A 15,941-nucleotide genomic window follows, 5' to 3' on the forward strand; every position below is an offset into this window, starting at 1 on the left:
GGCGCCCGCGCCCCCCCCGCGCTACGGCCTTACCACCCCCCACCCCCCACCCCCGGGGTGTGGGTCGGTCTCGGGGGAATCCCCCCCCCCAACGACCCGAAGATCGAGACGTCCACGCTGCGTCAGATCGAGCGCGCCTACCAGGTCGCCGAGCGCTGGCACCGCGGCCAGAAGCGCAAGAGCGGCGACCCGTACATCACGCACCCCCTCGCGGTGACGACGATCCTCGCCGAGCTCGGCATGGACCCGGCCACGCTCATGGCCGGTCTCCTGCACGACACCGTCGAGGACACCGAGTACGGCCTGGACCAGCTCCGCCGCGACTTCGGCGACTCCGTCGCGCTGCTCGTCGACGGCGTCACCAAGCTGGACAAGGTCAAGTTCGGCGAGGCCGCACAGGCCGAGACCGTGCGCAAGATGGTCGTAGCGATGGCGAAGGACCCGCGCGTCCTGGTCATCAAGCTCGCCGACCGCCTGCACAACATGCGCACCATGCGCTACCTCAAGCGCGAGAAGCAGGAGAAGAAGGCGCGCGAGACCCTGGAGATCTACGCGCCGCTCGCCCATCGCCTGGGCATGAACACCATCAAGTGGGAGCTGGAGGACCTCGCCTTCGCGATCCTCTACCCCAAGATGTACGACGAGATCGTACGGCTGGTGGCCGAGAGGGCACCGAAGCGTGACGAGTACCTGGCCATAGTGACCGACGAGGTCCAGGCCGACCTGCGCGCCGCCCGGATCAAGGCGACCGTCACCGGCCGCCCGAAGCACTACTACAGCGTCTACCAGAAGATGATCGTCCGCGGCCGTGACTTCGCGGAGATCTACGACCTGGTGGGCATCCGCGTCCTCGTGGACACCGTCCGCGACTGCTACGCCGCCCTCGGCACGGTGCACGCGCGATGGAACCCGGTCCCGGGCCGGTTCAAGGACTACATCGCGATGCCCAAGTTCAACATGTACCAGTCACTGCACACGACGGTCATCGGGCCCAACGGCAAGCCGGTCGAGCTCCAGATCCGCACGTTCGACATGCACCGCCGCGCCGAGTACGGCATCGCCGCGCACTGGAAGTACAAGCAGGAGGCTGTTGCCGGCACCTCCAAGGTCCGTACGGACGCGCCGAAGTCGTCCGGCAAGGACAAGGACGCCATCAACGACATGGCGTGGCTGCGACAGCTGCTGGACTGGCAGAAGGAGACCGAGGACCCGGGCGAGTTCCTGGAGTCCCTGCGCTTCGACCTCTCCCGCAACGAGGTCTTCGTATTCACCCCCAAGGGCGACGTCATAGCGCTCCCGGCCGGGGCCACCCCGGTCGACTTCGCGTACGCGGTGCACACCGAGGTCGGCCACCGCACCATAGGGGCGCGGGTCAACGGCCGTCTCGTACCGCTTGAGTCGACCCTGGACAACGGCGATCTGGTGGAGGTCTTCACCTCCAAGGCGTCCGGCGCGGGCCCGTCCCGCGACTGGCTCGGCTTCGTGAAGTCGCCGCGTGCCCGTAACAAGATCCGGGCGTGGTTCTCCAAGGAGCGCCGTGACGAGGCGATCGAGCAGGGCAAGGACGCGATCGTCCGCGCGATGCGCAAACAGAACCTGCCGATCCAGCGCATCCTGACCGGCGACTCCCTGGTGACGCTCGCCCACGAGATGCGCTATCCGGACATCTCCGCGCTGTACGCGGCGATCGGCGAGGGCCATGTCTCCGCGCAGAACGTCGTGCAGAAGCTGGTCCAGGCGCTCGGCGGCGAGGAGGCCGCCACCGAGGAGATCGACGAGTCGGTACCGCCGTCCCGCGGCCGCAGCCGCAAGCGCCGCTCCAGTGCCGACCCGGGTGTCGTCGTCAAGGGCGTCGACGACGTGTGGGTCAAGCTGGCCCGCTGTTGTACGCCGGTCCCGGGCGACCCCATCATCGGCTTCGTCACGCGCGGCAGTGGCGTATCGGTTCACCGCAGCGACTGCGTCAACGTCGACTCGCTGTCCCGCGAGCCCGAGCGCATCCTCGAAGTCGAGTGGGCGCCCACCCAGTCCTCGGTCTTCCTGGTCGCCATCCAGGTCGAGGCCCTGGACCGCTCCCGGCTCCTGTCGGACGTCACGCGCGTGCTGTCCGATCAGCACGTCAACATCCTCTCCGCGGCCGTCCAGACCTCCCGCGACCGCGTCGCCACCTCCCGCTTCACCTTCGAGATGGGCGACCCGAAGCATCTCGGCCATGTGCTGAAGGCCGTACGAGGCGTCGAAGGCGTGTACGACGTGTACCGGGTGACGTCGGCGCGCAGCCGATAGCACCGCATACGACGAGAGGGGCTCCCGTACCGGACAGGTACGGGAGCCCCTCTTCACGCGTCCGTCAGCCGCCGAACTCCTGCAGTCCCTTCAGCGCCTGGTCCAGCAGGGCCTGGCGGCCCTCCAGCTCCTTCTCGAGCTTGTCGGCCTTGGCGTTGTTGCCCTGGGCACGCGCCTGCTCGATCTGGCCCTTCAGCTTGTCCACCGCGGCCTGGAGCTGGCCGGTCAGACCCTCGGCACGCGCGCGTGCCTCCGGGTTGGTCCGGCGCCACTCGGTCTCCTCGGCCTCCTGGATCGCCCGCTCGACGGCGTGCATCCGGCCCTCCACCTTCGGCCGCGCGTCGCGGGGCACGTGGCCGATGGCCTCCCAGCGCTCGTTGATCGAGCGGAACGCGGCCCGCGTGCCCTTCAGGTCCCCGATCGGCAGGAGCTTCTCGGCCTCCTCGGCCAGCTCCTCCTTCAGCTTCAGGTTCTCGGCCTGCTCGGCGTCGCGCTCCGCGAAGACCGAGCTGCGGGCGGCGAAGAAGACGTCCTGGGCGCCGCGGAAGCGGTTCCACAGGTCGTCCTCGTGCTCGCGCTGGGCACGGCCGGCGGCTTTCCACTCGGCCATCAGCTCGCGGTAGCGCGCGGCCGTCGGACCCCAGTCCGTCGAGCCGGACAGCGCCTCGGCCTCCGCGACCAGCCGCTCCTTGGTTTTGCGGGCCTCTTCACGCTGCGCGTCCAGCGCCGCGAAGTGTGCCTTGCGACGCTTGGAGAACGCCGAGCGGGCGTGCGAGAAGCGGTGCCACAGCTCGTCGTCCGACTTGCGGTCCAGACGCGGCAGACCCTTCCAGGTGTCCACCAGGGCACGCAGCCGCTCGCCGGCGGCCCGCCACTGGTCGGACTGCGCCAACTCCTCCGCCTCGGCGACCAGCGCCTCCTTGGCGTGGCGCGCCTCGTCCGACTGCTTCGCCCGCTGCGCCTTGCGCTCCTCGCGGCGCTTCTCGACCAGCTCCACCAGCTTGTCCAGCCGGACCCGGAGCGCGTCCAGGTCGCCTACCGCGTGGTGCGCGTCGACCTGCTCCCGAATGTGGTCGATGGCGGCCTGCGCGTCCTTCGCCGACAGGTCGGTGGTCTTCACTCGCTTCTCGAGGAGGCCGATCTCGACAACCAGGCCCTCGTACTTGCGCTCGAAGTAGGCCAGCGCTTCCTCAGGGGAGCCGGCCTGCCAGGAACCGACGACCTGCTCGCCGTCGGCCGTCCGCACGTACACGGTCCCCGTCTCGTCGACGCGGCCCCACGGGTCGCTGCTCACAGCGCCTCCTCCACATGATGCCTGCGGGGGGCCTGAAGCACCCCCGGGCATCGTCCACAGTTTCGTCACGGCCAACATAGGCGACCGGCGGGTTGCCTGTCCGCATCCCGCGCGACCGAAATTTCGCAGTTGGCGGTCAGGATTTGGTGACAGTTGCCTTGTTGATCACGACCGTCGCGTTGGGCGCCCCGTCGCCCTGGCCGGTGCTCTCGCCCGCCGCGGCGATCTTCTTCAGGACCTTCATGCCGGAATCGGAGATGGTACCGAACGGTGTGTAGCTGGGCGGCAGCTGACTGTCCTGGAACACGAGGAAGAACTGGCTGCCGCCGGTGTGCGCCTGGCCGGTATTCGCCATCGCGACCGTGCCCGCCGGGTAGACGTTGCCCTTCAGGCTTTTGTCCTTGAGGTTCTCGTCCGGGATCGTGTAGCCGGGACCGCCGCTGCCGGAGCCGGTCGGGTCGCCGCACTGCAGCACGTAGATGCCGTTGGTGGTGAGCCGGTGGCACTTGGTGTGGTCGAAGAAGCCCTTGCCGGCGAGGAAGTTGAACGAGTTCACGGTGTGCGGGGCCGCCGACGTCTTCATCGCGATGTCTATCTCACCGCACGTCGTGGCCAGCTTCATCGTGTACTTCGCCGACTCGTCGATGGTCATCGCCGGCTCCTTCTTCCAGGTCTCGGACTTGACCTTGCCCGCGGCCGGCTTGTCGCACGGGTCCGGCGCCTTACTGGGCGACGCCTCCGCGCTCGGGCTCGCCTCGGAGCTCGCGTCGGCCTTGTCGTCGCCCTTGAGGACGTCGGTCGTGTACAGGGCCAGGCTGCCCACCAGGATCACGCCGAGCACCGACGCGATCACCGAGTTGCGCATGCGCGCCTTGCGCCGTGCGGCCGTGCGCCGCTGCTGCTGCCGCAAGAACTTCTCCCGGGCGAGCTGACGCTTCCGCTGTTCCTGGGTGACCACCGGGTTTTCTCCTCATGCGTCTCGTACGTCGACTGGGACGCGTGCGTCTTGTGAGCCGACCGCCTTCGTGTGCCCCGTACCGTATATGGGTTCGCTGAGGAATCGGCAGCGCCGGTAGGCTCTGACCACAGGCGCAGCTGCCCTGAAGCCCACCCGTATCGACACAAACGAAGGACGATCGTGCTCATTGCCGGGTTCCCCGCCGGGGCCTGGGGGACGAACTGTTATCTCGTCGCCCCCGCCGCCGGTGAGGAGTGCGTGATCATCGACCCCGGCCACCAGGCCGCCGAGGGAGTCGAGGAAACGCTGAAGAAGCATCGGCTCAAGCCCGTCGCCGTCGTCCTCACGCACGGCCACATCGACCACGTGGCCTCGGTCGTCCCGGTGTGCGGCGCGCACGGCGTACCGGCGTGGATCCACCCCGAGGACCGGTACATGATGAGCGACCCGTCGATGGGTCTCGGCCGTTCCATCGGGATGCCGCTGATGGGCGAACTGACGGTGGGGGAGCCGGACGACGTCAAGGAGCTGACCGACGGCGCGAAGCTGGAGTTGGCCGGTCTGGAGCTGTCCGTCGCGCACGCGCCGGGCCATACCAAGGGGTCGGTGACCTTCGGGCTGCCCGAGGCGGCGGACATCCCGCCGATCTTCTTCTCGGGCGACCTGCTGTTCGCCGGCTCCATCGGACGCACCGACCTGCCCGGCGGTGACATGGCCGAGATGCTCGACTCGCTGGCCCGCGTGTGCCTGCCGCTCGACGACTCGACCGTGGTGCTGTCCGGCCACGGTCCCCAGACGACCATCGGCCAGGAGCGCGCCACCAACCCCTATCTGCGGCAGGTGGCCGCCGGCCGCCAAGATCGCGGCGCGGGTGCGAGCACCCCCCGACGAGGAATGTGACGAGAGACCTTCCGTGAGCACCTTCAAGGCCCCCAAGGGCACGTACGACCTGATTCCGCCGGACAGTGCCAAGTACCTGGCCGTCCGTGAGGCGATCGCCGCCCCGCTGCGCAACTCCGGTTACGGCTACATCGAGACGCCCGGCTTCGAGAGCGTCGAGTTGTTCGCGCGTGGAGTCGGGGAGTCCACCGACATCGTGACCAAGGAGATGTACGCCTTCGAGACCAAGGGCGGCGACAAGCTGGCCCTGCGCCCCGAGGGCACGGCGTCCGTGCTGCGCGCCGCCCTGGAGGCGAACCTGCACAAGGCGGGCAACCTCCCGGTCAAGCTCTGGTACTCCGGCTCGTACTACCGCTACGAGCGCCCGCAGAAGGGCCGTTACCGCCACTTCTCCCAGGTCGGCGCCGAGGCGATCGGCGCGGAGGACCCGGCGCTGGACGCCGAGTTGATCATCCTGGCGGACCAGGCGTACCGAACGCTGGGGCTGAGGAACTTCCGCATCCTTCTGAACAGCCTGGGCGACAAGGAGTGCCGTCCGGTCTACCGGGGCGCCCTGCAGGACTTCCTGCGCGGCCTGGATCTGGACGAGGACACGCTGCGCCGTGCGGAGATCAACCCGCTGCGTGTCCTGGACGACAAGCGGGAGTCGGTGCAGAAGCAGCTGACGGGCGCTCCTCTCCTGCGTGACTACCTGTGCGACGCCTGCAAGGCGTACCACGAGGAGGTGCGCGAGCTGATCACGGCGGCGGGCGTCTCCTTCGAGGACGACCCGAAGCTGGTGCGCGGCCTGGACTACTACACCCGCACGACCTTCGAGTTCGTCCACGACGGGCTGGGCTCCCAGTCCGCGGTGGGCGGTGGCGGCCGCTACGACGGCCTGTCGGAGATGATCGGCGGCCCGGCGCTGCCGTCCGTCGGCTGGGCCCTGGGTGTCGACCGCACGGTCCTCGCCCTGGAGGCGGAGGGCGTCGAGCTGAAACTCCCCTCCACCACCAGCGTGTTCGCGGTGCCGCTCGGCGAGGAGGCCCGGCGGGTTTTGTTCGCCAAGGTCACCGAGCTGCGCAAGGTGGGCATCGCGGCGGACTTCTCCTACGGCGCCAAGGGCCTCAAGGGCGCGATGAAGAACGCCAACCGCAGTGGCGCCCGCTACACGATCGTCGTCGGCGAACGCGACCTCGCCGAGGGCGTGGTCCAGCTGAAGGACATGGAGTCGGGCGAACAGACGGCGGTCGGCGTGAACGAGATCGTGGCGGAGCTGGAGTCGAGGCTGGGCTGAGGGGGGTGGGGGTGCCGGGTTCTTCTCGCCCCCGCCGCCCCTACCCGTCCCATCCCCAGGGGCTCCGCCCCTTCGACCCCGGCGGGCTGGGGTTCCGGCCCTCAACTCCGCTGAGGGCACGGCCATGAGGCTCCGGCCCTGAACCCCGCCGGGGCTCCGCCCCGCACTCACCCCGCCGGGGCTCCGCCCCGCACCCCGTCGGCCTGAACGGCCTCGTCCTCAATCGCCGGACGTGCTGGGGGGCGTGCACCTCTCGATCCGTCGAGTCGGGTGGTGGGTGGGCATAGGTCCGGGGTCTGGGGCGGAGCCCCCCAGAGGCGTCTCAGTCGAGCAACCCGTGCCTCATCGCTCTCGTCACCGCCGCCGTCCGGTCGTCCACTCCCAGCTTTGCGAAGACCCGCAGCAGATGGGTCTTCACCGTCGACTCCCCGATGAACAGCCGCCGCCCGATCTCGGCGTTCGTACACCCCTCGGCCACCAGCCGCAGCACCGCCGTCTCCCGCTCCGACAGGTGCGGCCGCTCGGGCCTGGTCCGCATCTGGTCCACCAGCCGGGCCGCCACCGAGGGCGCCAGAACCGTCTCGCCCCGCGCGGCCGCTCGTACGGCCTCGGCCAGATCCGCTCGCGGCATGTCCTTCAGCAGGTAGCCCGCGGCCCCCGCCTCGACGGCACGCAGGATGTCCCGGTCCGTCTCGTACGTCGTCAGGACGATCACCCGGCACGGCAGCCCCGCCTCGCTCATCCGCACGATCGAGTCCACGCCCCCGCCCTCCGGCATCCGCAGGTCCATCAGCACGATGTCGGGCCGCAACTCGGCCGCCAGCGCCTCCGCCCGCGGACCGCTGGAGGCGTCGGCGACGACCTCCAGGTCCGGCTCGGCACTCAGCATCGCCCGCAGACCCTCCCGTACGACGGGGTGGTCGTCGGCCAGGACGATCCGGATCACGATGAGCTCCTTGACGGCGACGGCGACGGCGACACCGATGGCGTCGGTGGTACGGGCAGGCGGACTGTCACGGTCGTGCCGGCGCCCGGCGCGCTGCTGATCCGTGCCGTTCCGCCCACCTCGGCGGCCCGGGCACGCAGTCCCGCCAGACCGTAGCCGTCACCGGCGGTGCCGGGGTCGAAGCCGCACCCGTCGTCCCGTACGGACACGGTGAGGGCCTCGACGGCGTACGTCAGCGCGATGTCGACGGCCGCCGAACCGCCCGCGTGCTTGCGCGCGTTGGCCAGCGCCTCCTGGCAGGAGCGCAGGACCACCACCTCGGGACCGGCCGGCAGCGGACGGACCGGCCCCGACACGCCCAGTGTCGCCTCGTGGCGCGCGGCGAGCCTGCGCAGCGCGTCCGGCAGCGAGGCGCCGTCCAGGTCGGCGGGCGCGCCACCGGCGACCAGGGCACGCGCCTCGGCGAGGTTCAGCCGGGCCGTCTCGTCCATCAGCGCCAGGTGACGCCGGACCTGGGGCACATCCCGGTCGAGTTCCGCCTCCACGGCCTGGACCAGCATGAGCAGGCTGGTGAAGCCCTGCGCGAGCGTGTCGTGGATCTCCCGGGCCATCCGCTCCCGCTCCGCCAGCGCGCCGTGCGCCGCCGACAGCCGGGAGACCTCGTGGCGGCTGGCGTCCAGCTCGGCTATCAGCTCGGCCCGCTCCTGGCTCTGCTCGATGATGCGGATCACCCAGGTGCCGACGGCCACCGAGAAGCCGAGGGTGACCACGGCGAACAACCCGTTGAAGAAGACGGCCTCGTCACTGGGCCACCACAGCAGCGCCCAGCCCGCCACGGGGGCGAGGTTGATCACGGCCACGGCCACCAGCGCCCACCGCATCCGCAGACTCATGAAGCACTGGGGGACGAGCGCGAACGTCATCAGACGCGTCTCGCCCACGAGGACCGCCGACGGCAGGAACAGCGCCATCGCCGCCACCAGATAACCGAGGGCCTGCCGTACCTCGGGCGGATCCCCGCGCAGGATGGGACGCCCCACCCACACGAACAGCGGGATCAACAGGACCAGCAGCCCTGCCGCGACCGCGCGGACCGGCCACCCCGGCTGTCCCGCACCGAGCACGAACACCAGGGTGGCCACCCAGATCAGCGCGAAGTAGGAGTCCCAGAGCCGGAACGAACGGTCCCAGGTGTAGGCACCGACCGCTAAGGCCGGACCGTTCATCCGTCGCGCCGGTTCTTCCACCGGAAGGTCAGCAGACACAACACCAATCCTCCGACGCACCACGCCCCCAGCACCAGGGCGATCCGCCCGAACTCCCAGCCTCCGGCCTGCTCCAGGACCTGCGCCGACTCCGGCAGGAACACCCCGCGCAGGCCCTGGCACATCCACTTCAGCGGGAAGAGCGCCCCGATGTTCAGCATCCAGCCCGGGATGGTGTCGATCGCGATGTACACCCCGGAGATGAACTGCAGGACGAGGAAGGGGAGCACCACCACGGAGGTCGCGCTCTTGCCCGACTTGGGGACCGAGCTGACGCTGATGCCGAGCAGCGCGCACGCCGTGAGACCCAGCACGAAGATCCAGGCGAAGTCGAACCACCGGCCCGCGTCCGACGGCAGCTCGACGTCGTACAAGGTCGTCCCGACGAGCAGCAGGATCACCGTCTCCAGCAGACCCGTGACGAGAACCAGCCAGATCTTGCCGAGAAAGTACGCCGCCTTCGGCATCGGCGTGCCGCGCAGCCGGCGCAGTACCTTCTCGTCCCGCTCGATCGCGATGGAGATGCCGAGCGACTGGAAACTCGTCGACATGATGCCGGCGGCCATCATCGCCGGGACGTACAGCTGCGAGGCGGTGATGCCGGCGCCCTGCACGTCGTCCCGGAAGATCGACGCGAACAGGAACAGGAACACCACCGGGAAGGCGAAGGTGAACACCACCTGCTCGCGCTGCCGGAAGAACTGCTTGATCTCCAGGGCCCCCCGGCTCAGTCCGAGCCCCCAGACCCCGGGCAGCCGCTCGGCGGGCGCCTCGGTCCGGGACCGTACGGCGGACGTGGTCATCGCGCGTCCTCCTGTCCGGTGAGCCGGAGGTAGACGTCCTCGAGCGTGGGGCGGGTCACCCGTAGCCCCGGGATCTCGCCGTCGAAGCGGCGCATCAGCTCGGCGACCGTCCGGGTCGGCGTGTCCGTGCGCTCGGCGCGCGGGGAGCCGTCCGGCTCGGTCCACTCGACGGTGGCACCGCTGCCGTGCCGGTCCCGCAGCTCGGCCGGCTCCCCCTCGGCGACGACCTGTCCCTTGGTGACGATCGCCAGCCGGTGCGCGAGCGCCTCCGCCTCCTCCAGGTAGTGCGTGGTCAGCAGGATGGTCGTGCCCTCGTCGGCCAGCCCCCGGATCAGGTCCCAGAACTGGCGCCGGGCCGCCGGGTCGAAACCGGTCGTCGGCTCGTCCAGGAGCAGCAGCTCCGGGCCGCCGATCACCCCCAGCGCCACGTCCAGCCGCCTGCGCTGCCCGCCGGAGAGCGCCTTGATCCGGCTGTCCGCCTTCGCCTCCAGACCGACCAGGCCGATGACCTCCTCCGGGTCCCGCGGCCTCGGGTAGTAGCGGGCGAAGTGCCGCACGGTCTCGCGGACCGTCAACTCCGCGGGCGCGGATTCGTCCTGCCAGACGATTCCGACACGCGAGCGCCACGCGCGCGGGCCGTGCGCCGGATCCGTGCCCAGCACGGACACCTCGCCCCCGTCCCGGGAGCGGTTGCCCTGGAGGATCTCCACCGTCGTGCTCTTGCCCGCGCCATTGGGTCCGAGCAGTCCGAAGACCTCGCCCCTGCGGATACCGAGATCGATGCCGTCGACCGCGGTCACGTCGCCGTACTGCTTACGCAGCCCCCGTACGTCCACCGCGAGTCCGTTCGCGTGTGCTGTCATGGAGACGAGCCTCGTCCTGAATCGAGCGCTCCGGGACGACCGCGCGTACCTCCTTATGTCCACCGAACGGTGGACACGCGCGCGCGTGCGGCACAATGGCCCGTGTCCCGACAAGGTCCAACTCTCAAGTGACGGAATCGGCGTGATGAGCAAGACGACAGTCAAAGACGTCTCCACCGAGCCCGAGCCGGAGCGAGCCGACGTCGCGCCGCGGTCGGTGGGCGGCAGTCGCGCCTTCGCCCTGCTGCTGGTGATCACCGGCGCGGCGGGACTGCTCGCCGCGTGGGTCATCACGATCGACAAGTTCAAGCTGCTCGAGGCCAAGGTCGAGGGCAAGTCCTTCACGCCGGGCTGCAGCCTCAACCCCGTCGTCTCCTGCGGCAGCGTCATGGAGAGCAAGCAGGCCGCCGCCTTCGGGTTCCCCAACCCGATGCTCGGTCTCGTCGCCTACGGCATCGTCATCTGCGTGGGCATGAGCCTGCTCGGGCGGGCCCGCTTCCCGCGCTGGTACTGGCTCACCTTCAACGCCGGCACCCTCTTCGGCGTCGGCTTCTGCGCCTGGCTGACGTTCCAGTCCCTGTACCGCATCAACGCGCTGTGCCTGTGGTGCTGCCTGGCCTGGGTCGCGACGATCATCATGTTCTGGTACGTGACCTCGTTCAACGTGCGCAACGGCTTCCTGCCCGCGCCCAGTTGGCTGAAGGGCTTCTTCGGCGAGTTCACCTGGGTCATGCCGGTGCTGCACATCGGCATCATCGGCATGCTGATCCTGACCCGCTGGTGGGACTTCTGGACCAGCTGACGCGGCCTCCGCGTTGTCAGTGCGGTGATTTAGGGTTCTGAGCGTGGAGCCCGATCTGTTCACCGCAGCCGCAGAAGAACGCCAGGAGAAGGAGCCGTCCAGCAGCCCCCTGGCGGTCCGGATGCGCCCGCGCACCCTCGACGAGGTCGTGGGCCAGCAGCACCTGCTGAAGCCGGGCTCCCCGCTGCGCAGGCTGGTCGGCGAGGGCAGTGGAGGCCCGGCCGGACCGTCCTCGGTGATCCTGTGGGGCCCGCCCGGCACCGGCAAGACGACCCTGGCGTACGTCGTCTCCAAGGCCACCAACAAGCGCTTCGTGGAGCTCTCGGCGATCACCGCCGGCGTCAAGGAGGTCCGCGCGGTCATCGACGGCGCCCGCCGCGCCACCGGCGGATACGGCAAGGAGACCGTCCTCTTCCTCGACGAGATCCACCGCTTCAGCAAGGCCCAGCAGGACTCCCTGCTCCCAGCGGTCGAGAACCGCTGGGTGACACTGATCGCCGCGACGACCGAGAACCCGTACTTCTCGGTCATCTCTCCGCTCCTGTCCCGCTCCCTCCTCCTCACCCTCGAACCTCTCACCGACGACGACCTGCGCGGCCTGGTGCACCGGGCCCTGGCCGACGAGCGCGGTCTGAAGGGCGCCGTCACCCTCCCCGAGGACACCGAGGCCCACCTGCTGCGCATCGCCGGCGGCGACGCCCGCCGCGCCCTGACCGCTCTGGAGGCCGCCGCCGGGGCCGCGCTGGACAAGGGCGAGACGGAGGTCGGCCTCACCACGCTGGAGGAGACCGTCGACCGCGCCGCCGTGAAGTACGACCGCGACGGCGACCAGCACTACGACGTGGCCAGCGCCCTGATCAAGTCCATCCGCGGCTCCGACGTCGACGCGGCCCTGCACTACCTCGCCCGCATGATCGAAGCCGGCGAGGACCCCCGCTTCATCGCCCGCCGCCTGATGATCTCCGCCAGCGAGGACATCGGCCTCGCCGACCCCAACGCCCTCCCCATAGCGGTCGCCGCCGCCCAGGCCGTCGCCATGATCGGCTTCCCCGAGGCCGCCCTCACCCTCAGCCACGCCACCATCGCCCTCGCCCTGGCCCCCAAGTCCAACTCCGCGACCACCGCGATCGGCGCCGCCCTGGACGACGTACGAAAGGGCCAGGCGGGTCCGGTGCCGCCGCACCTGCGCGACGGGCACTACAAGGGCGCCGCCAAGCTGGGACACGCGCAGGGGTACGTGTATCCGCACGACCTGCCCGAGGGCATCGCCGCCCAGCAGTACGCCCCGGACGCGATCAAGGACCGTGAGTACTACACCCCGGGCCGGCACGGGGCGGAGGCGCGGTACGCGGACGCCGTGGAGTGGACCAGAAAACACCTCGGTCGTAAGCGGTCTTGAGCACCCTGTAGACTCGCTTGAAGCGCTGAGTCCCGTGTCCGGACCCCGAAAGGGAGCCGGCACCACCAGAACGGGACATCCAGCCGGAGGCCTGGTCCGCCAGGATCTCCAGGAGCGTCGCGCACCGTCGAACGGTGTCGCGGGCAGCCCACCACCACCCGGAGCTCCGGGAGAGGTCGGTGGGCCACTCGCGTGCTGCACGTATGTGCCCAGACCAGGGGAGCGGCTGCCCCGCAGGTCCCATGCGGACCCGCAGGGTTTCCCCGGCTGCGGATGCGACCTCCCCTAACCCTGGTGAGCCGGATACAGACAGAGAGACTAAAGACAGTGGCGAATCAGTCCCGCCCCAAGGTCAAGAAGTCGCGTGCCCTCGGCATCGCGCTGACCCCGAAGGCCGTCAAGTACTTCGAGGCCCGCCCCTACCCGCCGGGTGAGCACGGCCGTGGCCGCAAGCAGAACTCGGACTACAAGGTCCGTCTGCTGGAGAAGCAGCGTCTGCGCGCGCAGTACGACGTGTCCGAGCGCCAGCTCGTCCGCGCCTACGAGCGTGCCTCCAAGGTTCAGGGCAAGACCGGTGAGGCCCTGATCATCGAGCTGGAGCGCCGTCTCGACGCCCTGGTCCTGCGTTCGGGCATCGCCCGCACGATCTACCAGGCCCGTCAGATGGTCGTCCACGGTCACATCGAGGTCAACGGCCACAAGGTCGACAAGCCGTCCTTCCGCGTCAAGCCCGACGACGTCGTGATGGTCCGCGAGCGCAGCCGCGAGAAGACCCTCTTCTCGATCGCCCGTGAGGGCGGCTTCGCCCCCGACGGCGAGACCCCGCGCTACCTCCAGGTGAACCTCAGGGCCCTGGCGTTCCGCCTGGACCGCGAGCCGAACCGCAAGGAGATCCCGGTGATCTGCGACGAGCAGCTCGTCGTCGAGTACTACGCCCGCTGATCACCAGCAGGCCGTAGCACCACCTCAGCCCGCCGTCTCCCCGCCCTTCCGGGTGGGCGAGGCGGCGGGTTTCGGCATGTCCAGGGCGGCCGCCACATGCCGCACCGGCCCGCGCGGCGCCGGCATCGCCCCCAGCGACGGCGTACGGAACGGTCCCAGCGCCCGGGCCACCGCTTCCTCCCGGCCGAGCAACGCACCTTGCCGTACGCACTCCGCGTACCCCTCGTCGCCCAGGCGCTCCCGCGCCATCGCCTCGCACCGCACGTGCGGCGCGTTGCAGTACGCCGAACCGAACAGCGGCAGGCCCACCGACGGCCACATCGTGGAAGCCGCGCCCTGCAGCGCCGCGGCCTCCGCCGCGTCCCCCTCCGTGGCCGTGACCAGGGCCAGCAGTTCGATCGGCAGCACCGAGCCGAGCAGATCGCGGAAGGCGTGGGCGCTGCCCAGGCAGTCCGTCAGCAACGTGCGGGCATGTGCCGGGGCGCCCTCGCTCCAGGCCGCGTGCGCCAGCACGTACAGCGCGTACGCGCGCGCCCAGCGCTCGCCGTGGTCCTCACAGATCCTGCGGACGTCCTCGCACAGCGCCACCGCCTCCGGCAGGTCGCCCTGGAACGCCCGCGTCATCGCCAGCTCGACCTGGCCCAGGACGTTGCTGTTGAGCTCGCCGATCTCCCGGTAGCGTGCCAGCGCCGAGCGCAGCAGCGTCTCAGCGCGCGCCATGTCGTCGCCGACCAGGGCCAGACAGCCGGTGCGATGCTCGGCGTACGCCACCGCCGTGGAGTGGCCGGTGCGTTCCGCCTCCTCGCGGCACTCCTGGAGCGCGGCCAATGCGGGCACCGTGTCGCCCCGCAGGATCGCCACGTAACCGAGCACCCCCAGGGCCTTCAGCCGCGACCGCGCATGGTCAGACTCCAGCTCCAGAGCACGCTCCAGCCAGTGCCGCCCCTCCGACAGCCGCCCGCAGCCGACCCAGTGGAACCACAGCGAGCCCAGGTACTGGCCCAGATACACCTCGTCCGGCTCGGACAGGCAGTACTCCAGGGCCGAGCGCAGGTTCGGCAGCTCCGCCTCGATCCGCGCGGCCACCTCGTTCTGCCGCGGCGAGAACCAGTCCAGCTCGCACCAGGTGGCCAGGCCCGCGTACCAGTCGCGGTGCCGCCGTCGCAGCCGGACCGCGTCCCCCGTCGCCTCCAGCCAGTCGGCGCCGTACGCCCGGACCGTGTCCAGCATGCGGTAGCGCATGCCCGTCGCGGTCTCCTCGCGCGTGACCACGGACTGGGCGAGCAGCTCCGTCAGGACATCGAGCACGTCGTCGGAGTGCAGTCCGTCGCCGGCGCAACGTACTCGGCGGCCTCAAGATCGAACCGCCCGGCGAACACCGACAGCCGCGACCACAGCAACCGCTCCTCGGGCGTGCACAGTTCGTGGCTCCAGCCGATCGCCGTACGCAGCGCCCGATGGCGGGGCAGGGTGTCCCGGGCCCCGCCGGTCAGCAGCCGGAACCGGTCGTCGAGCCGCTCAAGGAGCTGCCGGGGGGAAAGAGACGTCATCCGTCCCGCGGCCAGCTCGATCGCCAGCGGAATGCCGTCCAGACGCCGGCACAGTTCCCGTACCTCCGGATCGTCCCGGAGAGAGATCCCGTGCCGTGCCGCCCGGTCCAGGAACAGCTCGGTCGCCTCCTCCTCGCCGAGCGGCCCCAGCGGCAGCACCCGCTCACCGGTCACGTCCAGGGCTCTGCGCCCCGCGGCGAGCACCCCGAGACCGGGCGCCCGGCGCAGCAGCTCGCTCACCAGCGAGGCGCACGCGTCCACCAGGTGCTCGAACCCGTCGAGGACCAGCAGGAGTTCGCGGTCGGCGAGATGCGCGAGCAACGTCTCTCCCGGCCCGCGCGCGGTGTGATCCGTCAGCCCCAGGGCCTCCACGACCGCGTGGTCGACGAACTCCGGATCACGCACCGGTGCCAGCTCCACCCGCCACACGCCGTCACGCGGCGAGGACCGCGCCGCCGCGTGCGCCGCCAGCCGCGACTTGCCGACCCCGCCGCCACCCGTCACCGTCACCGTCACCAGCCGAGCGGAGCCGAGCGCCCGCGCCAGCCCGGAGAGTTCGGCCGAGCGGCCCACGAACGCGTCGGTCTCCAGGGGCAGGTTGCCGTGCACGGGAGCGCTGCCGGCCTGAGGGATGCACACAAAACACGGAGCGTACTG

The 15,941-nt window shown here is 70.3% G+C and carries 12 protein-coding genes and 1 pseudogene; 6 read left to right on the plus strand and 7 right to left on the minus strand.

The features are described from left to right. Window positions 1-2,286, plus strand: a 2,286-nt coding sequence (gene relA / locus ABT063_RS48110) for a GTP pyrophosphokinase (RefSeq protein ID WP_351067843.1), incomplete at its 5' end; no start/stop codon positions are given. Window positions 2,287-2,350: 64 nt separating this feature from the next. On the opposite strand, the gene ABT063_RS48115 is transcribed toward relA, so the two are convergent. Both ABT063_RS48115 and ABT063_RS48120 read right to left on the minus strand, forming a co-directional pair. Further along, window positions 2,351-3,580: a DUF349 domain-containing protein gene (locus ABT063_RS48115; protein ID WP_351067844.1), complete on the minus strand. Its 1,230-nt coding sequence runs from the start codon at window positions 3,578-3,580 to the stop codon at window positions 2,351-2,353. A 136-nt stretch (window positions 3,581-3,716) separates the two neighbouring features. Further along, the gene (locus ABT063_RS48120) at window positions 3,717-4,538 is read right to left on the minus strand and encodes a peptidylprolyl isomerase (RefSeq protein WP_351067847.1); all 822 of its coding nucleotides are present in this window, start codon (window positions 4,536-4,538) and stop codon (window positions 3,717-3,719) included. Between the two features lie 180 nt (window positions 4,539-4,718). Between ABT063_RS48120 and ABT063_RS48125 the strand changes: the two genes are divergently transcribed. Together ABT063_RS48125 and hisS are read left to right on the plus strand one after the other, a co-directional pair. Continuing rightward, a complete protein-coding gene (locus ABT063_RS48125) occupies window positions 4,719-5,438 on the plus strand; it encodes an MBL fold metallo-hydrolase (RefSeq protein ID WP_351067849.1) in 720 nt (239 codons plus the stop codon). Window positions 5,439-5,451: 13 nt separating this feature from the next. Further along, on the plus strand, window positions 5,452-6,714 hold the full coding sequence (gene hisS, locus ABT063_RS48130; RefSeq protein ID WP_351067852.1) for a histidine--tRNA ligase: 1,263 nt from the start codon (window positions 5,452-5,454) through the stop codon (window positions 6,712-6,714). A 322-nt stretch (window positions 6,715-7,036) separates the two neighbouring features. On the opposite strand, the gene ABT063_RS48135 is transcribed toward hisS, so the two are convergent. From ABT063_RS48135 to ABT063_RS48150, 4 genes are read right to left on the minus strand one after another with little or no spacing between them, the layout of a single operon-like run. Continuing rightward, window positions 7,037-7,660 carry a response regulator gene (locus ABT063_RS48135; protein ID WP_351067855.1) on the minus strand — a complete coding sequence of 208 codons (624 nt, stop codon included), beginning with the start codon at window positions 7,658-7,660 and terminating at the stop codon, window positions 7,037-7,039. Next, on the minus strand, window positions 7,657-8,886 hold the full coding sequence (locus ABT063_RS48140; RefSeq protein WP_351067858.1) for a sensor histidine kinase: 1,230 nt from the start codon (window positions 8,884-8,886) through the stop codon (window positions 7,657-7,659). The genes ABT063_RS48135 and ABT063_RS48140 overlap by 4 nt, the downstream gene beginning before the upstream one ends. Next, window positions 8,883-9,728, minus strand: coding sequence for an ABC transporter permease (locus ABT063_RS48145; protein ID WP_351067860.1), 846 nt, complete (start codon window positions 9,726-9,728; stop codon window positions 8,883-8,885). Before ABT063_RS48145 ends, ABT063_RS48140 begins: the two co-directional genes overlap by 4 nt. Then, window positions 9,725-10,591 carry an ABC transporter ATP-binding protein gene (locus tag ABT063_RS48150; RefSeq protein WP_351067862.1) on the minus strand — a complete coding sequence of 289 codons (867 nt, stop codon included), beginning with the start codon at window positions 10,589-10,591 and terminating at the stop codon, window positions 9,725-9,727. The genes ABT063_RS48145 and ABT063_RS48150 overlap by 4 nt, the downstream gene beginning before the upstream one ends. 145 nt (window positions 10,592-10,736) lie before the next feature. On the opposite strand from ABT063_RS48150, the gene ABT063_RS48155 reads away from it, so the two are divergent. From ABT063_RS48155 to rpsD, 3 genes are all read left to right on the plus strand, one after another. Continuing rightward, window positions 10,737-11,393: a vitamin K epoxide reductase family protein gene (locus ABT063_RS48155; protein ID WP_351067865.1), complete on the plus strand. Its 657-nt coding sequence runs from the start codon at window positions 10,737-10,739 to the stop codon at window positions 11,391-11,393. 43 nt (window positions 11,394-11,436) lie between these two features. Next, window positions 11,437-12,792 carry a replication-associated recombination protein A gene (locus ABT063_RS48160; protein WP_351067868.1) on the plus strand — a complete coding sequence of 452 codons (1,356 nt, stop codon included), beginning with the start codon at window positions 11,437-11,439 and terminating at the stop codon, window positions 12,790-12,792. Between the two features lie 327 nt (window positions 12,793-13,119). Beyond that, on the plus strand, window positions 13,120-13,734 hold the full coding sequence (rpsD, locus tag ABT063_RS48165; protein ID WP_351067870.1) for a 30S ribosomal protein S4: 615 nt from the start codon (window positions 13,120-13,122) through the stop codon (window positions 13,732-13,734). 24 nt (window positions 13,735-13,758) lie between these two features. Here the strand turns inward: rpsD and ABT063_RS48170 are convergent. Further along, window positions 13,759-15,923, minus strand: a pseudogene (locus tag ABT063_RS48170) (ATP-binding protein). Between the last annotated feature and the right edge of the window lie 18 nt (window positions 15,924-15,941).

It is taken from the genome of Streptomyces sp. NPDC002838, assembly GCF_040295365.1.
Taxonomy (GTDB): domain Bacteria; phylum Actinomycetota; class Actinomycetes; order Streptomycetales; family Streptomycetaceae; genus Streptomyces.